At 40.0% G+C, this 21,250-nt stretch carries 21 protein-coding genes and 1 other RNA gene; 15 read left to right on the plus strand and 7 right to left on the minus strand.

What is annotated here, in order from left to right:
- Positions 1-177 precede the first annotated feature (177 nt).
- From Q0779_RS02915 to Q0779_RS02935, 5 genes are all read left to right on the plus strand, one after another.
- Complete coding sequence (locus tag Q0779_RS02915; RefSeq protein ID WP_298769347.1) at positions 178-450, plus strand: RebB family R body protein; 273 nt, start codon at positions 178-180, stop codon at positions 448-450.
- A 155-nt stretch (positions 451-605) separates the two neighbouring features.
- Entirely contained in the window at positions 606-1,583 is a 978-nt protein-coding gene (locus Q0779_RS02920; RefSeq protein WP_298769348.1) for a hypothetical protein, read from the plus strand.
- A 19-nt stretch (positions 1,584-1,602) separates the two neighbouring features.
- Positions 1,603-2,433, plus strand: a complete 831-nt coding sequence (locus tag Q0779_RS02925; protein WP_298769350.1) for a hypothetical protein — start codon at positions 1,603-1,605, stop codon at positions 2,431-2,433.
- Positions 2,434-2,511: 78 nt separating this feature from the next.
- Positions 2,512-3,432: a hypothetical protein gene (locus Q0779_RS02930; protein ID WP_298769352.1), complete on the plus strand. Its 921-nt coding sequence runs from the start codon at positions 2,512-2,514 to the stop codon at positions 3,430-3,432.
- A gap of 93 nt (positions 3,433-3,525) precedes the next feature.
- Positions 3,526-3,963: a hypothetical protein gene (locus Q0779_RS02935; RefSeq protein ID WP_298769354.1), complete on the plus strand. Its 438-nt coding sequence runs from the start codon at positions 3,526-3,528 to the stop codon at positions 3,961-3,963.
- 82 nt (positions 3,964-4,045) lie between these two features.
- Here Q0779_RS02935 and fabV read toward each other — a convergent pair whose 3' ends face one another.
- From fabV to pspF, 7 genes are all read right to left on the minus strand, one after another.
- Complete coding sequence (gene fabV / locus Q0779_RS02940) at positions 4,046-5,248, minus strand: enoyl-ACP reductase FabV (RefSeq protein ID WP_298769356.1); 1,203 nt, start codon at positions 5,246-5,248, stop codon at positions 4,046-4,048.
- Positions 5,249-5,351: 103 nt separating this feature from the next.
- Positions 5,352-6,134 (minus strand): ATP-binding cassette domain-containing protein, encoded by a 783-nt coding sequence (locus Q0779_RS02945; protein ID WP_298769358.1) that lies wholly within the window; start codon positions 6,132-6,134, stop codon positions 5,352-5,354.
- Positions 6,131-7,156 carry an oligopeptide/dipeptide ABC transporter ATP-binding protein gene (locus Q0779_RS02950; RefSeq protein ID WP_298769360.1) on the minus strand — a complete coding sequence of 342 codons (1,026 nt, stop codon included), beginning with the start codon at positions 7,154-7,156 and terminating at the stop codon, positions 6,131-6,133. Before Q0779_RS02950 ends, Q0779_RS02945 begins: the two co-directional genes overlap by 4 nt.
- A gap of 3 nt (positions 7,157-7,159) precedes the next feature.
- Positions 7,160-8,050, minus strand: coding sequence for an ABC transporter permease subunit (locus tag Q0779_RS02955; protein ID WP_298769362.1), 891 nt, complete (start codon positions 8,048-8,050; stop codon positions 7,160-7,162).
- Positions 8,037-9,068: an ABC transporter permease subunit gene (locus Q0779_RS02960; protein WP_298769363.1), complete on the minus strand. Its 1,032-nt coding sequence runs from the start codon at positions 9,066-9,068 to the stop codon at positions 8,037-8,039. The genes Q0779_RS02955 and Q0779_RS02960 overlap by 14 nt, the downstream gene beginning before the upstream one ends.
- The gene (locus tag Q0779_RS02965) at positions 9,068-10,705 is read right to left on the minus strand and encodes an ABC transporter substrate-binding protein (RefSeq protein WP_298769364.1); all 1,638 of its coding nucleotides are present in this window, start codon (positions 10,703-10,705) and stop codon (positions 9,068-9,070) included. Before Q0779_RS02965 ends, Q0779_RS02960 begins: the two co-directional genes overlap by 1 nt.
- Before the next feature lie 90 nt (positions 10,706-10,795).
- The gene (pspF, locus tag Q0779_RS02970) at positions 10,796-11,884 is read right to left on the minus strand and encodes a phage shock protein operon transcriptional activator (RefSeq protein ID WP_298769365.1); all 1,089 of its coding nucleotides are present in this window, start codon (positions 11,882-11,884) and stop codon (positions 10,796-10,798) included.
- Between the two features lie 177 nt (positions 11,885-12,061).
- On the opposite strand from pspF, the gene pspA reads away from it, so the two are divergent.
- From pspA to xylA, 10 genes are all read left to right on the plus strand, one after another.
- On the plus strand, positions 12,062-12,745 hold the full coding sequence (gene pspA / locus Q0779_RS02975; protein WP_298769366.1) for a phage shock protein PspA: 684 nt from the start codon (positions 12,062-12,064) through the stop codon (positions 12,743-12,745).
- Positions 12,746-12,760: 15 nt separating this feature from the next.
- Positions 12,761-13,000, plus strand: coding sequence for an envelope stress response membrane protein PspB (gene pspB / locus Q0779_RS02980; protein WP_298769367.1), 240 nt, complete (start codon positions 12,761-12,763; stop codon positions 12,998-13,000).
- On the plus strand, positions 12,987-13,382 hold the full coding sequence (gene pspC / locus Q0779_RS02985; protein ID WP_298769368.1) for an envelope stress response membrane protein PspC: 396 nt from the start codon (positions 12,987-12,989) through the stop codon (positions 13,380-13,382). Before pspB ends, pspC begins: the two co-directional genes overlap by 14 nt.
- A gap of 97 nt (positions 13,383-13,479) precedes the next feature.
- Entirely contained in the window at positions 13,480-14,934 is a 1,455-nt protein-coding gene (locus Q0779_RS02990; RefSeq protein ID WP_298769369.1) for a YcjX family protein, read from the plus strand.
- Between the two features lie 28 nt (positions 14,935-14,962).
- Positions 14,963-16,084 (plus strand): TIGR01620 family protein, encoded by a 1,122-nt coding sequence (locus Q0779_RS02995; protein WP_298769370.1) that lies wholly within the window; start codon positions 14,963-14,965, stop codon positions 16,082-16,084.
- A 97-nt stretch (positions 16,085-16,181) separates the two neighbouring features.
- The gene (locus Q0779_RS03000; protein ID WP_298769371.1) at positions 16,182-17,408 is read left to right on the plus strand and encodes a PLP-dependent aspartate aminotransferase family protein; all 1,227 of its coding nucleotides are present in this window, start codon (positions 16,182-16,184) and stop codon (positions 17,406-17,408) included.
- Positions 17,409-17,577: 169 nt separating this feature from the next.
- Complete coding sequence (locus Q0779_RS03005; RefSeq protein ID WP_298769372.1) at positions 17,578-17,904, plus strand: ComEA family DNA-binding protein; 327 nt, start codon at positions 17,578-17,580, stop codon at positions 17,902-17,904.
- 199 nt (positions 17,905-18,103) lie between these two features.
- Positions 18,104-18,200, plus strand: an RNA gene (gene ffs, locus Q0779_RS03010) — signal recognition particle sRNA small type.
- Between the two features lie 190 nt (positions 18,201-18,390).
- Positions 18,391-19,845, plus strand: a complete 1,455-nt coding sequence (gene xylB / locus Q0779_RS03015) for a xylulokinase (RefSeq protein ID WP_298769373.1) — start codon at positions 18,391-18,393, stop codon at positions 19,843-19,845.
- A gap of 57 nt (positions 19,846-19,902) precedes the next feature.
- On the plus strand, positions 19,903-21,231 hold the full coding sequence (gene xylA / locus Q0779_RS03020) for a xylose isomerase (protein ID WP_298769374.1): 1,329 nt from the start codon (positions 19,903-19,905) through the stop codon (positions 21,229-21,231).
- The last annotated feature ends 19 nt before the right edge of the window (positions 21,232-21,250 follow it).

Here is a 21,250-nt window from a genome sequence, read left to right on the forward strand (position 1 = left end):
TCGCCTTATTATCATGTTGCTTTAAATAATGATATTTGCTTACTTTTACCATTTAGTCTCCTAAGTTTGACCAATCATTTTTGAGTGCTTACCCCTTATACTCCTTATCAGTGTTAGCAATGAATGACATTGCTAACCTGTTATCAATATGAACCTTCAATATGATAAGGAGCCACTATGGCCTTTCCAACTTCGGTGAATAATCAAATTACAGACTCAGTGACCCAAGCGAATGTCAAAGTGTTGGGGGATGCGCCCGCAATGGCGATGGGGAATTTGTTTCAAGCGACCTCACAAGCGTTAGCGAATGCGGCGCATAATGCGACTTCAGCCCAGCAGCAGATGGGTGTAACAGCACAAGCGGCAACGACAATGGGAGTGACAACCTTATATTCCATTGATACGGCAACCACAGGCGTTGCGACGAAAACGATTTTGGGCACGAGCTAAGCGTTAATGACAAAGGACTGGGTTATGTTTAAGAGATGGATAACAACTTGTTGTTAACAAGAATACCGTCATCGGTGCTGGTCCTTCTATTACTGCATGTTGTGCTTAGTTGAGCACTTTACGTATTGTCATTAAAAGTCAATAAGGTGATCACAGTGGAGACAAACAATCAGCTGACAAAGGATGTTGTTGCGACAGAAAAACCTGTATCGAGTGAAGAAAGTGAAGGGATAGATAACGCCAGCGATAGTGATGTCATCCAGCAGGTACCTCAAGAGGAAATGATAGTTGTGGATGAAAAACCTCAGGAACCGACAATCAGCGTGAAGGAAACGTTTATCTATGCTATCGGTCAATTACGGCCTGTCTTTCCCAATAAAGGGTTAGAGAAAACCTATTTATTCGCCGCACAGACGTTAAAAGTGAGTGGTGATGATTATTATCGAGTGTTTAGTTATCAAGATACATCGACAAAACAGAGGCCATATTTGTATATCGCAGAGCAGTGTCAGTGGGTGTTACGGATCCATGGCGTGGATGCTTATGTGCTCATGCCTGTATCGCAAACGGAAGTTTTACAATTGATTGATGCGATAAAACCACAAGAGTCAAGTTTACAAACGGTATACACGAATGTCATTGGCTATTTGGGGCCGAAAAAACGGTATGATAATAACGAAACCAGTTTGCCCAGTGTATTATGTGAGCAGCTGTATCATCAGACCATGGATGAATTACAACAAGGGCTTATTCCTGAAGCCAGTGTCAGTACACAAGCTATTCAAGGGGTGATAAAACAATTAGCATTAGCTCCCAATCATGGCGACACGGATTTTCAGCGTGCGGTGAATTATATGGCTTTTCGTTACCCTGCTATTTATTTATTAGCCCATAGTTTGCAGCAGAAGTTAGATCCCGTTACCAATGGAGCAGCGTATTTTCTAGTGGATATTCAGCCGCAGTATTCAGATGTGATGTCAAATCAAGTGATTGTTGATATTATTTTTAAATTTAAAAATGATGCTTCAGAGTTGTTTAAATTCTATTATTGCAGTGTCAATGTCACAGGGGTTTATCCTTTTATTAACTCTCCTTTGCATGTGTTTATGCCTGTCGAGCCTGAGACCGTTTAATTAAAAGAGGAGTGATCCAATGGAATTAGCCATGATGCCAACGAAAGGGACACAAGAGTTAAATGTGAGGCCGTCATCCACAAGCGTTGTTAATGTGTTACAGCGGGCGTGTGATTGCAGTAATGGGGAGTGTAATTGTGATACTAGCCGCTTAGTGTATGTATTAGGCCAGTTGCGGCCTTTTTTTCCCCGCTTAGATTTGCAAAAAGCCTTTGATGCGGCGGCGACTGAATTAAAATTAAAAGAGGATGATTATTATGGCGTCTTTAATTACGTTGAGATACCAGATAATAAAACTGAATTAGCTTTTAGACCTTATTTGTATATTGCTGAGCAAGTGTGTTGGGTGCTGAGTATTCATCATGTGGATACGTATTTGGTGGTGCCGAGGTTTCAATTAGAGTTAGATGCGTTTATTCAGGCATTATCGCCGACATGTAAAGAGGATCAATTGGCCATCACTGGCGGGTTAGGGCCTGTATCGCCGCCTCATTATTGTCATGATTTAAGTTTACCTATGGTGATTTGTGATCATATCAGTCCTATTTTGCCTCAAAATCACGATAAGTTATCACTTAAAACCAATGACGGTGTCTCTGATGTGAGTAGAGCGGTTAATTTTCTCGTGTTTAATTATAAAAATTTGGAAGATGATGCAAGCCTTGGCGAGCATGAGCTGCGCGCATTACATTATCAGCTGGATTATCAAGAGGTCGGGCGAGTCGTTGTTGAAATCATTTTGACTTATTATCTTAATGGATTAGAGATCTTTTATGTTTGTGGTATTGATGTCACCAATAAGTACCCTTTCATTGCTTTTCCGCTTAGGCACTATTTACCAAAGAGTTAGCATGAGTCGTGTATTGATATCGTTATTAGCTTAATGAGATAACGGCCAATAGGTATTTTATATCAGGGATATATCATAATGAATAGTCTTTTTACTCGAGATGTCACGGATGAAAATAATTTAGCTCAGAAATTAGCAGTATTAGCAAAAACAAAGCAAGGTAAAGCCTGTGGATCTTGTGATGAACCGGTTCAATTGAGCCCCAATCATGCTTATATTTATGTTGTTGGTTTTATTACGGCGCAATTTCCGAGCTTGAGTCTTGAAAAGGCGTTTGAACAAAGTTCGAGCCTGACTGAAAGTCAATTAGGAAAAGTGAATGATGAGGTTGGCCTGCAACGCCTTAATCGTAATAAGCAATTACCTGCTTTATTGTTACAGGGATTGAGCTCGGCTAATAATCGAAATATTGCCAGAGAGATGCACTGGATCCTTGATAATGTTGAAGGGAATGAAACTTATACTTTAGTGCCGAGTTCCCATGAAAAGCTGACACAACTCATCGCCGCACTGAGCTTAACCACTAAACAAGAAAAAGTTATTTTAGTGGGTAGCCGATTAGAGAGTGGTGTGATTGAGGTGAGTCATTTAATTCCTGCTAATTTAAAAGCATTAACGGATGTAGCCAGTTTGCTGAAAAGTGGTAATAAAGAATTTACTGAGCTGGTGGATGAAATACTATCCATGAATGCCAATGATGGTAATACTGATAATGATCGCGCATTAAATTTTGTTCTTTATCATAATGCCGAGGTTTATTTGAAATCCTATGATTTTTGTTATAAATCGACGCCTGGCGGCCCTAACCCTAGTGGTTATCAATTAGTCAATGTGAGAGTGAGGACGAGTTTGAGTGGTGAGCGTTGGGTTGCTAAGGTGATTTTTGATTATCAAGGGATCAATACTGGCGCAAAACAAAGTTGGTACAGTGCGGTTGATGTCACAGGAGAGTATCCTTTTTTATTGGTAAAGTGGCAACGCTTTCTGTCTCACACTTAATTGTGGCGTTTAACTGATTAACACATAATGGATACTTGAGAATAGCTGAGAATAGCTGAGAATAGCTGGGAATAAAAAACGGCAGGGATTGCAATGACATATCAACGAACACAATTAGGTATTACCATACTCATTATCATGGGACTGGCGTTAGGTTTTATATTGGTGGCTGATCACATTGAAGAGCAGGGCATACCTGGGTGGATCTATGCTGTGATGATAGCAATCAGTATATTGTTTTCAACATTAACCATTAAAGTGTCCAATGCTCACATTAGTTGGTTTTTTGGTCCTTATTTTTGGCGAAAAAAGCTGTTATTAAAGGATATAGCCTCTATCAAAAAAGTCCGCAATAAGTGGTATTGTGGGTTTGGGATCCGATTACAATCAACGGGATGCTTATATAATGTCTCAGGCTTAACAGCCGTTCAGTTGATGTTAAAAGATGGTACTCATATCAGTCTCGGCACTCATGATGCGGATAATTTGATTAACGTAATAGAAACGCAGATGTCATCGAATGGCGTTTAGTTGGAAAGAGTTAGCTTTACATAAAAATAGCGACGTTTAAGTCGCTATTTTTATTATGAAATCATTGTTCCATTAAAAACAATTATAGCGGGATAACATCAAATTCAACGTTAGGGTTAACGTCTTGTTCATAATCGATGCCGTCAATACCAAAACCAAATAGCTTTAAGAACTCTTCTTTGTACTCTCGGTAATCAGTGAGTTCACTTAAGTTTTCAGTGGTTATTTGTGACCATAGTGATTGACAGTGCGCTTGAATATCATCACGCATTTCCCAATCATCAAGGCGTAATCGGTTGTTATCATCAACCTTTGGTGCTTGACCATCTTTGCGGTATAAGCGCTCGGTAAACATACGGTTGATTTGCTCAATACAGCCTTCATCAATGCCTTCTTCTCTCATCTTCTTAAAGACCATAGCAATGTATAATGGCATGACTGGAATGGCAGAGCTGGCTTGGGTCACAACACTTTTTAATACGGCGACATTGGCACTGCCACCGGTTTGAGACAATTGATCATTGAGGGCGTGGGCAGCTCTATCGAGATCTTTTTTCGCTTCACCTAATGCACCGTGCCAGTATATTGGCCAAGTGATTTCTGTGCCGATATAGCTGTAGGCCACTGTTTTACATGTTGGTGCTAAGACATTGGCTTCACTGAGGGCTTTTATCCACAACTCCCAGTCTTCTCCACCCATGACTTTAACGGTATCAGCAATTTCTTGCTCATTAGCGGCTTCAACACTGGTTTGGATGATCTCATCTTTATTGGTATCGACAGCTGTTGTGGTATAAGTATCACCAATAGGCTTTAAGACTGAGCGGATCACCTCACCGCTGTCTGGCATTTTGCGCACAGGTGATGCCAATGAGTAGACCACCATATCAACTTGACCTAAATCCTGTTTGATAAGCTCAATGGTTTTTGCTTTTGCTTCATGACTAAATGCATCGCAGTTGATGCTTTTTGAATACAAGCCATCTGCTTTAGCAAATTTATCAAAGGCGGCAGAATTATACCAACCTGCTGTCCCTGTTTTTTTCTCTGTTCCTGGCTTTTCGAAAAAGACGCCTAAGGTGGCTGCTTGGTTGCTAAAGGCTGAAGTAATGCGAGAAGCGAGGCCATAACCACTTGAAGAACCAATGACTAATACCTTTTTAGGTGCATTAGTATTAACGCCTTGGGATTTGACGAAGTTAATTTGTTCTAATACATTGGCTTCACAACCCACTGGGTGAGTTGTTGTACAAATAAAACCGCGAATTTTAGGTTTAATGATCATGTTTATATTTCTCTTGAAAAATTAACGCTAGGATAAATAAACCGACGGAAAATGACACTTTTTTTTAGTAAAAAACAGTGATTTTGTCAGTGGTTGGATCAGTTTACTTTTTACGGGAATATAAAGCTTGCTCTTGAATAAGGCGTTGAGTGTATTCATGTTGAGGTGACGTAAAGAGTTGTTCTGTTTTTGCTTTTTCAATGAGTTCACCTTTTTGGAGTACCATGACCTTGTCACTAAAATGACGAACAATGTTTAAATTATGTGAGACGAAAATATACGAAAGGCCAATGTCTTTTTGTAGTTGAATGAGTAGGTTGAGTATTTGGGCCCTAACGGATAAATCGAGATCGCTTAAGGCTTCATCGGCAATGATGAGTTTAGGGTTTAGCATTAAAGCTCTTGCCATGGCGACACGTTGTTTTTGTCCTTCTGAGATCATGTGAGGATAAAAGTTACTGTGTTCAGGTAACAGTCCTACCTTCATTAACTTTTCAGACACTTGAAATTGTCTTTGTTTTTTATTGAGACGTGTATTAAATCGAAGGGGCTCTTCTAAGAGTGCGCCTATGGTGATCCTAGGGTTTAATGACTTATTCGGATCTTGAAATATCATTCGAATGAGTCGGCATCGATGCTTTAGATCGTGATCTTTTAAGTGCTGCCCTTCAAAAAGAATATCTCCTTGTGTCGGTGTTTCTGCACCGACCAGCAAGCGAGCGAGCGTGCTTTTTCCTGAGCCCGTATTGCCCACAATTGCCAATGTTTCTCCTTTATTTAAGGAAAAAGAAATAGGCGATAATGCTTGAATGTATTGGCGTTTAAAGCCTTTATAGCCCGCAAAATAGCTTTTACTTAAATGATTGACCTGTAAAATGGGTGTCATTGATTATTACTCGGATCTTTGCTGTCGATGATCTTATTTTGTTCACTATTATAGGGAAAATGACAAGCAAAGGATCGATTTTTTTTCTGAGTCATCGAAGGGGGGTTAACGCATTTTTTCTGTGCTTCAGGGCAACGTGGTCCTAAGCGACACCCTATGGGTAAATGCTGCAGGGCAGGTGACGATCCTGCTAACGTTTTCATCAACGATTTATGTTCAATCGTGCCTGAATAATTAGGAATATTGTCCAAAAGGGCTTTGGTATAATGATGGTAAGGTTTGTCGAGTACTTGGGTTGTTATGCCTGATTCCATCACTTGTCCGCAATACAGGACAGTGAGCTTATGACACCAATTAGCGATGGTATCTAGCTCATGACTAATGAGCAAAATAGAGACATTTTGGTTTTGATTAAGTTTACTCAGTAATCTGAATATTTGTGCTTGTGTACTCAATTCCATTGAATCTGTTGGCTCATCAGCGATGAGTAAACGAGGCTTATTGGCAACGGCCATGGCGATCATAATCTTTTGGCATTCACCTTCAGAAAGCTCCCAAGCATAGCGAGAGATAATACTATCAGCATGTTTAATGCCCACTCGGTGTAACCATTTTACTGCGGTATCTTTTTTCTGAGCGCGCTGTTTCCATATTGGCGTTTTTTTATCTGTGGGCATAGCTTCAATCATCTGGCTGCCAACCGTTCGAATGGGATCAAGGCAGCTGGAAGGATCTTGGAAAATCATGGCGATATCACTTCCCATCAGGTTACGCCTTTGTTTTAAAGGCATTTCTAATAGATTTCGTCCATCCCACATCATACGGTCGGCTCGTATATGCCAGTTTTGTCCAGGGATCCCTAATATCGCTCTAGCTAATAAGCTTCGGCCAGAGCCAGATTCACCGACAAGACCATGTAACTCTCCAGAGTTAATGCTTAAACTGACTCTATCAATGGCATTGACGCGGCCGTAGGGCGTATCGAGTTCAATGGTGAGATTTCTAATATCGAGTAAAGGCATAATTTAATGTCTAATGGGCACAAGGGCCGATCGTAGGCCATCACCAACCAGGTTGATGGCAAATACACTGATGAGAATAGCAAATCCTGGGGTTGCCATTGTCCAAGAGGCGGTTAATAAATCATCATAGCCTTGTGAAAGCAGAGAGCCCCATTCAGGACTGGGTGCCTGAGCCCCCAGATTTAAAAAGCCCATCGCTGCGATTTCTAAAATAGCAGTTGAAATAGCTAAGGTCGTTTGAATGATGAGTTTTTCCCACACATTTGGCATGATCACATACCAAAAAACTTGTAATGTGTTTGCCCCATCAAGTTTAGCTGCGATGACATATTCTTTTTGTCTTTCTTCATGGACAGCTTGATGAATGGAGCGGACAAATAAAGGAGTCAGTGCTATTCCCACAGCCCAGAAAACATTTTCTAGGCCCGGCCCTTTAATTGCGACTACTAAAATGGCCATTAATAACGAGGGGATAGAAAGCAAAACATCAAGAAGGTGACTTAAAATACTTGATTTTAATCCTTTCATCATGCCAGATAAAGAGCCTATTAAAAAACCAATACTTAATGATGCAGCAACGACCATCAGCGCCATTCCAAAAGTGAGAGAAGCACCATGTAAAATAAGGCTAAAAATATCTCGCCCTAAGTCATCTGTCCCTAAAAAATGTTCAACAGTACCTGATACTTCCCAAGACGGAGGAAGTAATATTGCTAAAGGATCTTGTTGTTGGGCAGGATATGGGGCTAGCCATGGGCCCCAAATAGCAATAATGATGAAACCAATAACAAGCCATAAACCGACAAGTGAAAAAGGGTTGCTTGAGAAATTTTGCCATAACCTTTGCCTCGGAGAAGGGATGGTATCCTCTTGGTAGGTTCTAATTTGAGGCATATATTTCCTTTTTGCTCAATGGATTATAAGCAGTATGAATAATATCAATCATAATGCTTAAAAATATAATGTTTAAAGATACAGCCAAGATACCTCCTTGTATGACAGTGTAATCACGTTGCTCTATTCCTGAGATTAACCAAAAACCGACCCCAGGCCAAGCAAAGACCATTTCCACAAGAATGCCGTAACCAGTGAAACTGCCTAACATCAAGCCTAAATTTTTTAATACGGGTATGAAGGCATTGGGCAGAGCATGGCGTAATACAATGCTACGTGTGTGTAAACCTCTGGCTTCTGCTGCCTGAATAAAAGATTGGTTCATGATATTCATCATGGCGGCACGAGTGATGCGGACGATCGCGGTAAACGGCAAGATAGCTAAGGTTACCGCAGGTAAAATAATATGGCGGACGGCACTGTAAAAAGCAGACAGACGATGAGGTGAATCTGAGAGTAAGGTGTCTATTAGCATGAAACCTGTGACGGGTTTGATATTATAAAGTAAGTTGATTTGTCCTGAGGTGGGCAACCAGCCAAGCTTTATGCCAAAGCCAAGGGCGATGAGGGGGCCAAGCCAAATAACGGGATTTGAATACCCTGCTAGAATAAAGGCCATGATAGTATGTTGGCTCATTTTACTTTTACTTAAAGACACTAGCATTCCGATAGGAAAACCAAAAAAGAAGGCTAAAAATCCAGCCGTTATCGCTAACTCGTAGGAGGCGGGTAAGACTCTTTTTAATTCTTCATTAATCGGTTGTTGAGAGGTCGCAGACACACCCATATTACCGTTAATCTTTTGCCATAAATAGGCCAAAAACTGTTCAGGTTGACTTTCGTCTAACTTGAATTCATCGCTGATTTTCAGTGATTCTGAAATAGTAGGGTGAGGTATCCCGCTAAGAATATAAGGTTTATTTGCAGGGAAAAGTTCAGTGGCGATAAAAAGGACTGCGATTAAAATAATGGAGGTAGCGATAAAAAGGTTAAAGCGGCGAAGTAAATATCGACCCATTATTGTTTTTCCTTAAAGGCTTTTATATGAATATTCTCGAAAGCGATGCCATTATAAGGATTAATTTGAAATGATGATAATGATTTATCGAGTAATGTGATTTCCTTTGCATGAGCAATGGGCAGAATAGGGTAATTTTCGGCAAGAATGTTTTCAATTTGTTGATATAAATTTTTTCTTTTTGCTTTGTTTTGTATGGTGCGGGCCTTATCAAGAAGGGTATCCAGTTTGGGGAAACACCAGCGAGATAGGTTATTGCTTGGTGCTATGCCGGCACAGCTAAATAGTGGATAGAAAAAATCATTAGGATCGGTATTGGCAGAATTCCAGCCCGTTAATATCAAGTCATAGCTACGAATATTTTTATGTTCGAAGTTCACCCAAGTAAAAGGGATAATTTTGATTTTGATACCAATATGATTTAAATCAGATTGTATAAGTTCAGCCATTTTTTCAGCATCAGTATTGTAGACTCGAGCGGAGTACTGCACCCACATATTGAGAGATAAGGTTTCTATTCCTGCATTTTTTAATAAGGTTTTTGCTTTACTAGGGTTATAGTGGATATTGTTACTGTGTTTTGAAAAAGCCCATGAAGAAGGGGGTAATATGGTATTGGCTTGCTGGGCTGTATTTCTATACACAGAGTGTAATAAGTTTCTTCGGTTAATCGCAAAAGAAATGGCTTGCCTGACATGGATATTATCCAGTGGTGGTTTTTCCATATTAAACGCTAGATAGGCTAAATTATGTCCATTTTGAACGTCTATATATACTTTGTCATTATTTTTAAGGTAGTTAATATCACTGATTTTAGGCAGTGCGGAAATTTCGCAATCTTGAGTGATAAAATGTGACAAACGCTGAACATTATTGGTAAAAATATTAAAGATTAACTGGTTAAATACTGGGGGGGTATCCCAGTAATTTTCATTTCGTCGATAACGAATATATTCGTTCGGTAAATATTCAACAAAAACAAAGGCGCCTGTACCTACTGGGCGCCAATCAATGTTTCGTAAAGGCACATTCGTTGACATTAAGTGTTCAGCATATTCTTTTGATAAAATAATACTGTGGGCTGAAGAGAGTGTCGATAGAAAAGGGGCATCGGCTTGATAGAGGTGAAATGCAACTTCATTATTGTTAAGTTTGACAATCTTTTTAACACGCTGAGAAAAGGCTAAACTTTCAAAAAAAGGATAGCCAGTGATGGACACTGAATGAAAGGGGTGTTGTTTATTGAGAATACGGTTAAAAGAAAAGAGTACATCATCGGCATTGAATGGGCGAGTAGGGGTAAAGTAATCGGTATGATGAAATTGAATATTATCTTTTAAAATAAATGTGTATATAAGTCCATCTTCACTAATATGCCAGCTTTTGGCTAACGATCCTTCAAGTTCACCGGCTCTTGTTTTGTAATTGATTAGTCCATTGTAAATTTGATGGAAAGTGGCATCAGTGGTGATATTGGATGCAGTTGTTTGTGGATTGAATGACTCAGGGTTACCTTCAGAGCAATAGACAAGTCCTGAAGGTGCATTTGAGCGTTCGCATCCCGACACGATGAACAGAATAAAGAGCGCGGAGATAAAATGAACTAATCGTAATAACGGCTGTGTCATTGAAATCATTATGCATGCCTGAGTGTAAATATTATTTTAGCAGTGCAGTTCAAAAACCCCAATATTATCCTCGAGTGAAATGAAGGCGCTCGCCGTAGATTATTTATCTAATAAGTTGTATTTTTTTAATATTCCTCTTAATTGATGATAACTTAAGTTCAAAAGTTCTGCGGTTTTTTTCTGGTTAAACTGCCCAGTTTTAAGGGCTTGTTGTAAAACTTGGGTTTCATAATCTTCACTGAGCTTTTTAAAATCGGCAGGAAAAGTAAGGGAAACGAACTGATTGCTAGGGGCTGCATCTTCAATTGAGGGAGGCGAAGTCATCGGTTCTTGCGGTGCATCCGCACTTAATCGAGAACGGTCCTGTTGAGTTAGTGTCGTTGACTTTATACGTTTTTTAGGGCGATAAGGAGAGTCAAAAGGATCGATTACAATGTCATTGATAGCTTCGGGGGAATCGCCATGACGATAGACGCTGCGTTCAACCACATTTTTCAATTCACGAATGTTACCCGGCCAAGCATAGTCCATGAGTTGCTGTAATGCTTGAGTGGCAAAACCAGTAAAAAGGGATTGTTCGAGTTGTTTTGCCATGTTAATGGCGAAGTGTTCCGCTAATGGAATGATGTCGTCACTGCGGTGTCGCAATGGTGGCAAAGTGATCACGTCAAAAGCTAACCTGTCTAATAAATCTGCGCGAAATTCTCCCGCATCGGCAAGTGTCGGTAAATCTTCATTGGCGGCACAAATCAGCCTCACATCTGCTTGTATTGTTTGGCTGCCACCAACACGTTCAAATTCGCCATATTCTATGACTCTCAATAATTTTTCTTGCACAAGAGCAGAAGTATTAGCCAATTCATCTAAAAATAAGGTGCCGTTATCGGCCCGTTCGAAACGGCCTTGATGTTTTTTATTGGCACCAGTAAATGCGCCAGCGTCATGGCCAAAGAGTTCACTTTCTAATAAGCTCTCACTTAATGCACCACAATTAAGCTTGATGAAGTTTTGTTCCCAGCGTTTAGATAAATAATGTAAACGCTCAGCAATGAGCTCTTTTCCTGTTCCTCGTTCACCAATGATCAATACAGGTTTTGACAAGGGGGCTATTTGAGAGATATGTTCAAGCACTTCTAATAGAGCATTAGATTGGCCAATAAGGTTGTCTTGCTTAAATGAGTTCGCCACAGTAAATTTTAGTCTTTTACGCTAATAAGTAGTGAAAATAATAATAAGGTGCTCGCTAAGTAAAAGAAAGTAAAACTTAACATACTATCTAAATAGCTATAATATAAAGAATATTCATAGTTGGCATGAAATATGATTATGTCTCTTTGAAATCAAATAAATTTAAAGGATAACATTATGGGTATTTTTTCTCGATTTGCAGATATTGTGAATTCAAACATCAGTGCATTACTGGATAAAGCAGAAGATCCTGAAAAAATGGTCCGTCTCATTATTCAAGAGATGGAAGATACATTAGTCGAGGTGCGATCAACATCGGCTAAAGTCATTGCAGAAAAGAAAGATATTGTACGTCGTGCCAGTCACGCAGATGCACAAGGGCAAGATTGGCAAGACAAGGCCGAATTAGCGTTATCGAAAGACAGAGAGGATTTAGCGAAGGCGGCGTTAGCCGAAAAACGTAAAGCCGATGATGTGAGTGCACGCTTAAGAGATGAATTACTTATCATTGAAGAGCAAATTCAAAAATTAAAAGAAGAGATCACCACATTACAAGAAAAACTCGCTGATGCTAAAGTTCGTCAAAAAGCCATGATAATGCGTAAGCAGACAGCCAGTTCTCGTCTCGAAGTGAAACGTCAATTAGATTCTGGCAAGATTGATCAGGCGATGAATAAATTTGAGCAGTATGAGCGTCGTATTGAGGGTATGGAATCTCAAGTGGATGCTTATGAGCTTGGGAATCAACCATCATTGAAAGATGAATTTGCCGCTTTAGAAGCTGAAGATTCCGTTAATGCAGAATTAGCAGCATTGAAAAAGAAAGTGCAAGCGAAGAAAAAAACAAAAACAGAGCAATAAATTGTCGGAGGGGACATGGATACGGAAATATTGATAGTACCAATTATTATTTTTTTAGTGATTGTTGCACCTATTTGGCTCGTGCTGCATTACCGCAGTAAACGTAAGGTTGAACAGGGGCTCACAGAAGATGAGTTTGTACTGCTTAATGATTTAAAACTACAGGCGGATAAAATGTCACAAAGGATTGAGACATTAGAAACCATTTTAGATTCACAGGCCCCTCAATGGAGGAAAAGTGATGAAGGACACTAACGGAAAAACATTGTATCGCATACCGACATCAGGAAAAATTGCGGGTGTGTGTGCGGGTGTGGCTGATTACTTTAATGTTGAAGTGTGGTTAGTGAGAGTGGTTACCGCTTCCATGTTTTTATTAGGCGGTTATGGCATTGTATTCATTATTTATGCATTACTGTGGATGATTTTAGATATCAAACCTTTGACGGCTCAGACAGAATTTGAACACCAAGATATTGAGATTAAAAACAAAGTATGGCGACCAGGTGAACCCGCTCAAACGGTATTAAAGGAAGTGAACTTACAATTTAAATCGTTAGAGTCTCGATTACAGCGTATGGAGCGTCATGTGACATCCGATAATTTTGATCTAAAAAATCAAATTAATAATTTATAACCTTCCATAATGAGTCATGCCGTATCCTTCCTTATTGGCAACGCGATAAGTTCGCGTTGCTTGTTCATTTATTGATATCGAGGTGATTTGAGCGATTATGCTGAATATTGAAAATGTCGTTGAAAGAGCGGTTAATCGCATCAACCGTAAAGCACAATCATTGATGCATCGAAGTGCTGATAAACATTTGCGTTTAGCAGTAACGGGGCTATCGGGAGCCGGAAAGACCGCTTTTATTACCGGATTAGTGAATCAATTACTGGAGTCAGGAAATCAAGGAGATTACACTCATTTACCTTTGTGGCATGTTGCAAGGGAAGGGCGATTATTAGGGGTTAAAAGGGTCCTTCAACCAGATCTAACGATTGCCAGCTTTAATTATCAAGAGGCCATGGCAATGTTAACTGCTGAAAAAGCTCAGTGGCCACATTCAACGAGTAATATTAGTGAGCTCAGGCTGGCAATACGTTATCAACCTGAAAAGGGAGTATTGGCGAAGTTAACTGATACTGCGACTTTATATCTTGATATCATTGATTATCCTGGCGAATGGTTGCTTGATCTCCCCTTATTAAAGTTGTCTTTTAAGGCTTGGTGTTTATCTCAACAGCTAAGGCAAAAGCAATTCACTCAGTCTTCCTTGTATACCCCCTTTCAACAAGCATTCTCTCAGTTAAATTTAATGGGAAAGGCTGATGAAAGTCAGCTTAAAGCGATAGCCGTTCATTATCAGGCACTATTGGTTGATAGCGTTAGTCAGTTAGGCTTTTATCATGCCCAGCCAGGAAGAATGCTGTTGCCAGGAGAATTGGTTGACGCCCCTATATTGGCTTTTTTCCCGTTAATTAACATGGAGGGAGTCACGTTTGAACAACTGGAATCGAGTGCGTCAGACAGCAACTATCAAGTATTGAAGACGCGTTATCAAGAGTATGTTAAGCAAGTCGTTAAGCCATTTTACCAAGATCACTTTTCACGTTTTGACAGGCAAGTTTTATTGGTTGACTGTTTGACGCCACTGAATAAAGGCAAAGCACAGTTTGAAGATATGCGCCAGGCTCTTGATGACATTATGCAGAGTTTTAGTTTCGGACAATCTCATTTTCTAAGGCGGCTCTTTGCGCCTCGTATCGACAAATTATTATTTGCAGCCAGTAAGGTTGATCATGTCACACGCTCCCAACAAAGCCATGTTTTATCATTATTATCCGAGTTGATTAAATCATCTCATCAAGGGGCTAAATTTGAAGGATGTGATGTTGAAACCATGGCGATTAGTGCGATCAAAGCCACTCATCATAAAATGGTTAAACAGGCCCAAGAACAAATCGAAGTGCTACAAGGTGAAGATTTGCTGACACGGGAATCGATCACCGTGTTTCCTGGGGAAGTACCGCACACCTTACCTCAGAGTCATTTTTGGCAGCAACAAGGTTTTGAGTTTGTTAATTTTGCGCCTCCTAAACGGGAACTTCCTTTAAAAGGTGCTGATTTTGAACATATTCGAATGGATCATTTATTGCAATATCTTATTGGGGATAAGCTCATATGATCATGTTAAGTCTGTTGAGAGGTGAGTGATGGACAAAGAGAAAGCCGATGAGATTAAACCGAAACAAGTCTTTTCTTCTACAGAGGAGCCAACGGATGAGTCGCTAAAACCCAGCCAGTATTTTAATGCCCAAGAGGCTTATGACGATATTGGCAGTACCAATGATGATACTGAAGAGGTTTTTTCTGATGCGATGTTAAAGTCCTTAGATGAAGCGAATAGGGGGGGATTGGAGCCTTCATTGAAGCGGCCCAAAAAACGCCATTGGTGGATGCGACTGATATTCGTTCTTTTTGTCTTATTAATAGGCTCTGAACTTTATCTTGGATTACAAACCGCATGGAAGCAAAGCCCTTGGTTATTTAGTCTTTATACAAGTTTGCTTCTTTTATTGACTATTGGCTCGGTAAAGTGGGTTATCGTGGAGTGGCGTAAACTATTGAAGCTAAAGGGTGTAGAAGATACTCAGCAAATAGGTATGCGTTTGTCTGACAGCATGCAAATGGGCGAAGCGGATCCTTTTGTTGAAAGCATTGTGACGCGTTTACCCGACTCACCTGCAATTCATGCTTATTTTAGAGCCTGCTCTGATGAACATAATGATGCAGAAAAGCTGATTTTATTTGAACAGACAGTATTGCAAGAAAGAGATAAGGTTGCAAAGAAACTGGTGAGTCGCTATGCAGGACAATCTACGTTGTTATTAGCGGCCAGTCCATTAGCTTTCATGGATATGGCTTTTATGCTTTGGCGAAATCAACGTATGATTAATGAAGTGGCGGCATGTTACGGTATAGAACTGGGCTATTGGAGTCGTATCAAGCTCATTCGTGGCATACTCGTGAATATTATTTATGCAGGGACTTCAGAGGTGATGACCGATATTGGCACGCAACTATTATCGGTTGAAATGTCAGGTAAATTGTCTGCAAGGTTAGCCCAAGGATTAGGAGGGGGATTATTAACGGCAAGACTGGGTTATCAAGCGATGGCTTTATGTCGGCCTCTCGCATTCAGTCAGGATTCCAAGCCAAAATTATCTCGTATTCACAAGGAGCTTCTCTTAGCGCTTAAAACGCTTTCAAGCTCTGTAATTTCAATGAATAAGAAAAATAAAGACTCGCAACGTAAAAAGGATTTTACACCTTAAATCAAACTAATTTGGCTTTTTTAGTGTGCTTTTTCTTCATCTTGGTTCATGGTGCGTCAGTGTGACTGAACATCATTGAACCTATTGGGGTAGAAAAATGCAGAATAAATGGAAGCTTGCAACACAAACTATTCATGCGGGTCATCAAAAAAATAGTGAAGGGGCGTTAGTGACCCCCCTATGCCAGAGTGCAACCTTTGTTTTTGATAATGCAAGACAAGGTGGCGCACGGTTTTCAGGTGAAGAGCAAGGTTATATCTATACACGATTAGGTAATCCAACAACCGCAGAATTAGAACGAAAAATGGCGGTGTTAGAAGGTAGTGAAGAGGCGGTGGCTGTCGCATCCGGTATGGCGGCTATTTCATCTGCTTTATTGGCCAATTTAACTCAAGGTGATCACCTGGTGGCATCAAAAGCGGTTTATGGCTGCACATTTTCATTAATGACAGGGCAATTGACAAAATTTGGTATTCAAGTGACCTTAGTGGATTTTAATGATCATCATGCGATTTGCGCGGCCATAAAGCCTGAGACAAAGGTCTTGTTCTGCGAAACTCCCGTTAATCCGCATCTGGATGTTTTTGATTTAAGCGCGATTGCTGATATAGCAAAGCGATATGGTCTGGTGAGCATCGTGGATAATACTTTTATGACGCCTTTGTTACAGCGGCCGATAAGTCAAGGTATTGATATTGTTGTACACAGTGCAACGAAATACCTTAATGGCCATGGTGATGTGATAGCCGGTATGATCTGCGCGAGTGCTGCTCAAATGGAAGTGATCAAATATGAAATTATTAAAGATTTTGGTGGCGTGCTTTCGCCCCATGATGCATGGCTCATTTTAAGGGGGCTGAAAACCCTTGATGTGAGATTAACCCGGCACTGTGATAATGCAGAAAAAGTTGCTGAATTTTTAGCGTCGCACCCTCTTGTTTCTAAAGTGTATTATCCAGGACTTAATTCACATAGTGGTTTTGCACTAATGGGGACTCAAATGAAACGCGGTGGGGGAGTGATAGCCTTTGAGTTACAGGCAAGCTTGGAGCAGTCAATTTCATTTGTGGATAGGTTATCTTTGATTGCGATTGCTGTGAGTTTAGGTGATGCTGAGACGCTCATTCAACATCCCGCGTCTATGACTCACTCACCTTATTCATTAGAAGAGCGAGCTGAAGCAGGGATCAGTGATAGTTTGTTACGTATTTCTGTTGGGCTCGAGTCAGTTGAGGATATTATTGAAGATTTAAATCAAGCATTAAACAGTATTGATTATTATCGAACTGAATTAACTGCTGAAATAGAGCATGCCGCCGAATAAAATTGTGAGTGAATGAGCAAATACTCCATTTATAATTAGGTTTTTTTCTTAGTAAAAAAGCCTGATTATTGGTAAATTTGAGACTTGTACCCTACATTGGTATGACATGCATTGTTCTGTTAGTGGTTAATAGATTGATGCTTACATCTAATTTATATGGAGATGAATTATGAAATTTAGCTTATGTAGTCTGTTATTTGCCCTTCTATTCATGGGAAACGTTTATGCTGGTAGCACTCCTGCTAAAGAGGCTAGTTCAGTTAAGCAAGGCACTTCATCTGTTCAAACTGCCCAAGTTCAATCTGATAAAATTAATGTCAATACCGCTTCAGTGTCAGAGCTGGCAAAATTGAAAGGTGTGGGATCAGTAAAGGCACAAGCTATTAAACAATATCAGCAAAGCCATGGCGATTTTACCTCTCTAGCAGAATTAGAGAAAGTGAGTGGTATTGGTGAAAGTGTGATTGAACAAAATAAAGATCGTATTGAATTTTAAATTTCCTGTGTAAGTTCCTGCTTTTTGATGCGTAATAGTCGTTATTGTGGGAATTAACTTCTGATTGCTTATCAAGTAGTCAGTTAGCTTTGAATCGAGGTGGAATTGTGAATTTTTACTTGATTGCCTGAAGCGCATAGTAGATAATTCACTTGTTCTTGAGAAGTTAGTAATTTTCTCAACGAAACCTCTGGTGACCTTAGGGTCCCCTCGCAATGATAACTTGTGAACTCGGCCAGGCCTGGAAGGGAGCAACCGCAGCAAGTGACTCATGTGCCGAGGTGTGGCTCTAGGGGAACCTCCAAATATCAGAGAAAAAAAGTCTAGTTTTATCAAGCACAATTCATGGTATTCATCAAAAACAACATTTGATATTCATTTAACGTTCATTCCACTGTATTCATCTAAACCCTATTCAAATATTTATCCTGCACTTTTCAAATATTCGCTAAGCTTAAATGAGTTTTATTGTGCGGAGATAAGGTTGTGTATTTAGGCATTGATCTTGGTACATCGGCGATAAAAGTGATGTTACTTGCTGAAGATAACCATACGATTGCAATAGAAGAGCAAGCGATATCGATATCACATCCCCATACATTATGGTCTGAACAATCACCTGATGAGTGGTGGACGGTGCTGGTAAGCTTATTGGACCGTTTATCGTCAACTTATTCCTTTATGGATATCAAAAGTATTGGTTTAACAGGTCAAATGCATGGGGCAATAATACTCGATGGAAAAGAGCAAGTATTAAGGCCTGCAATATTATGGAATGATGGACGGAGTTTGTTGCAATGCCAAGAAATTGAACGTCTATTGCCCAATGCTAGGATGCTATGTAGTAATCAAATGATGCCCGGCTTTACTGCACCTAAATTACTCTGGCTGCAACATCATGAACCCGATATTTTTCATCAAGTAAATAAGGTGCTGCTACCAAAAGACTTTATAAGATTAAAGTTGAGTGGTGAATATGCTACAGATTTGTCAGATGCATCGGGTACGGGGTGGTTAGATGTTGAGCAGCGTAGTTGGTGTGAGCCGTTACTTCAAGTTACTGGTATGGCTTTAGAGCAGATGCCTAAGGTATATGAAGGGAATGAGATCAGTGGCTATTTACGTGCCTCTCTGGCTAAAAGGTGGAAAATGCCTTGTGTCCCAATTGCCGCTGGTGGAGGGGATAATGCTGCTGGAGCACTAGGAATGGGAGTGTACCATCCTCGGCAAGCTATGTTGTCGCTAGGGACATCAGGTGTTTATTTTATGGTAAGCGATGGGGCAAAACAAAATCCAGAGGCGGGCGTGCACAGTTTCTGTCATGCATTACCCAATCAATGGCATCTCATGTCAGTTATATTAAGTGCTGCCGCTTGCTTAAATTGGTTCGCTCAAATGATTGGTAATATATCGGTTGCTCAATTGCTGGAAGAAGTGACGATTTCAGATGACTTATCCCCCTCTAAGGTCAGTTTTTTACCTTATTTGTCCGGTGAGCGGACGCCTCATAATAACCCGAATGCTAAGGGCGTTTTTTTTGGATTATCTCACTCAACTACACGTATTGAAATGACAAAAGCCGTGCTAGAAGGGGTGAGTTATGCATTGGCAGAAGGGGTTGATGCTGCTCATGAAGTACAAGTTGCGCCTAAGGTGATTTCATTGATTGGAGGAGGAGCCAAAAGTGTTTATTGGCGTAAATTGCTTGCCAATGTGCTAGGTCATGAGGTGGAGTACCGCCAAGGTGGAAATATTGGGCCAGCATTGGGGGCGGCAAGATTGGCAAAATCAGCACTTATGCCTAACAATAAAGTAGAGGATATTTTTCTCAAGCCACCATTAATTGAGACCTATGCACCTAATAGGCAAATACATGAGGCACATTTAGATAATCGCGCTAAATTTCATCAGTTGTATTTAGCGCTAGTGGATATGTTTTAAAGTCTAATAAATGAAATGCTTATCCTGTAGAGATATGTGATTTCTAAGGAACTGACCATGGCTGATTACTTTAGTGGTTTGAATACCATAAAATATGTAGGTGCTGATGCTTCAGAACCATTTTCTTTTCGTTTTTATGATGAGGAACGTTTAGTTTTAGGGCGTTCAATGAAAGAGTTATGTCGTTTTTCAGCTTGCTATTGGCACAGTTTTTGTTGGGCTGGCGGAGACATGTTTGGAGAGCCTGCTTTTAATCGGCCTTGGCATGGCAGCAATTCTTTACTTAAAATGGCGAAATTTAAAGCTGATGTGGCTTTTGAGTTTTTTGAGAAATTGAGCGTTCCTTTTTATACCTTTCATGATACCGATGTCTCTCCTGAAGGCGATAGTGTAGCAAGTTATCTTTATAATTTGGATGTGATGCAAGAAGTATTAGCCAAAAAGCAGCAAGAAACTGGGCTAATTCCTTTATGGGGAACGGCAAATTTATTTTCTCATAAGCGTTATATGTCGGGAGCTGCGACTAACCCCGATCCTGATATTTTCGCTTATGCAGCGATGCAAGTATGTTGTGCGATGAAAACAACGTATGAATTAGGCGGCGAGAATTACCTTATTTGGGGCGGAAGGGAGGGGTATGAGACATTATTAAATACTGATTTAAAACAAGAAAGGACTCAGATGGCTCGTTTTTTACACCTTATTGTAGAGCATAAATATAAGATAGGATTTAAAGGTCCATTGCTTATCGAGCCCAAACCTAAAGAACCCACCAAACATCAGTATGATTATGATTCTTCTGCAGTTTATGCTTTTTTGTGTCAATATGGATTAGAGAAAGAATTTGTGCTAAATATTGAAGCTAATCATGCCACCTTGGCTGGGCATTCTTTTCATCACGAAGTGTGCAATGCGTTTGCCTTAGACATTTTTGGCTCTGTAGATGCCAATAGAGGTGATCCTCAATTGGGCTGGGATACGGATCAGTTCCCTAATAGCGTAGAAGAGATGACATTAATTTGTTATGAGATATTAAAGCATGGTGGATTCTCATCTGGAGGCTTTAATTTTGACACGAAACTTAGAAGGCAGAGTATTGATAAGCATGACTTATTTCATTCGCATATTGGTGCAATGGATACAATAGCATTAGCGTTGATCAACGCAGAGACAATGATTTTAGATGAATATTTGTCAAAAGTGATAAGGGAAAGATATCAGGGATGGAATACGTTATTTGGAGAAAATATTTTAAATGGTGATATAACCTTACAAGTATTAAAGGACTATGTGGAGCAAAATAAGCTAATGCCTGACATTAAGAGTGGTCAACAAGAAGCATTAGAAAACTATGTTAATCATATTATTTATAATAAGGTTAAATAACGGGCTCTTAGGTTAGCGC

The sequence above is a fragment of the uncultured Shewanella sp. genome, from assembly GCF_947491715.1.
Taxonomy (GTDB): domain Bacteria; phylum Pseudomonadota; class Gammaproteobacteria; order Enterobacterales; family Shewanellaceae; genus Shewanella.

Excerpts from the sequence above, each read along its gene's own strand:
- Q0779_RS02955 (WP_298769362.1), bottom strand. The coding sequence starts at position 8,050 with ATGCCTCAAATTAGAACCTACCAAGAGGATACCATCCCTTCTCCGAGG.
- Q0779_RS02915 (WP_298769347.1), top strand. The coding sequence starts at position 178 with ATGGCCTTTCCAACTTCGGTGAATAATCAAATTACAGACTCAGTGACC.
- Q0779_RS02995 (WP_298769370.1), top strand. The coding sequence starts at position 14,963 with ATGGACAAAGAGAAAGCCGATGAGATTAAACCGAAACAAGTCTTTTCT.
- Q0779_RS02935 (WP_298769354.1), top strand. The coding sequence starts at position 3,526 with ATGACATATCAACGAACACAATTAGGTATTACCATACTCATTATCATG.
- Q0779_RS02945 (WP_298769358.1), bottom strand. The coding sequence starts at position 6,134 with ATGACACCCATTTTACAGGTCAATCATTTAAGTAAAAGCTATTTTGCG.
- Q0779_RS02950 (WP_298769360.1), bottom strand. The coding sequence starts at position 7,156 with ATGCCTTTACTCGATATTAGAAATCTCACCATTGAACTCGATACGCCC.
- Q0779_RS02930 (WP_298769352.1), top strand. The coding sequence starts at position 2,512 with ATGAATAGTCTTTTTACTCGAGATGTCACGGATGAAAATAATTTAGCT.
- Q0779_RS02965 (WP_298769364.1), bottom strand. The coding sequence starts at position 10,705 with ATGATTTCAATGACACAGCCGTTATTACGATTAGTTCATTTTATCTCC.
- pspA (WP_298769366.1), top strand. The coding sequence starts at position 12,062 with ATGGGTATTTTTTCTCGATTTGCAGATATTGTGAATTCAAACATCAGT.
- Q0779_RS02925 (WP_298769350.1), top strand. The coding sequence starts at position 1,603 with ATGGAATTAGCCATGATGCCAACGAAAGGGACACAAGAGTTAAATGTG.
- Q0779_RS02960 (WP_298769363.1), bottom strand. The coding sequence starts at position 9,068 with ATGGGTCGATATTTACTTCGCCGCTTTAACCTTTTTATCGCTACCTCC.
- Q0779_RS03005 (WP_298769372.1), top strand. The coding sequence starts at position 17,578 with ATGAAATTTAGCTTATGTAGTCTGTTATTTGCCCTTCTATTCATGGGA.
- xylA (WP_298769374.1), top strand. The coding sequence starts at position 19,903 with ATGGCTGATTACTTTAGTGGTTTGAATACCATAAAATATGTAGGTGCT.
- fabV (WP_298769356.1), bottom strand. The coding sequence starts at position 5,248 with ATGATCATTAAACCTAAAATTCGCGGTTTTATTTGTACAACAACTCAC.
- Q0779_RS02990 (WP_298769369.1), top strand. The coding sequence starts at position 13,480 with ATGCTGAATATTGAAAATGTCGTTGAAAGAGCGGTTAATCGCATCAAC.
- Q0779_RS03000 (WP_298769371.1), top strand. The coding sequence starts at position 16,182 with ATGCAGAATAAATGGAAGCTTGCAACACAAACTATTCATGCGGGTCAT.
- pspB (WP_298769367.1), top strand. The coding sequence starts at position 12,761 with ATGGATACGGAAATATTGATAGTACCAATTATTATTTTTTTAGTGATT.
- pspC (WP_298769368.1), top strand. The coding sequence starts at position 12,987 with ATGAAGGACACTAACGGAAAAACATTGTATCGCATACCGACATCAGGA.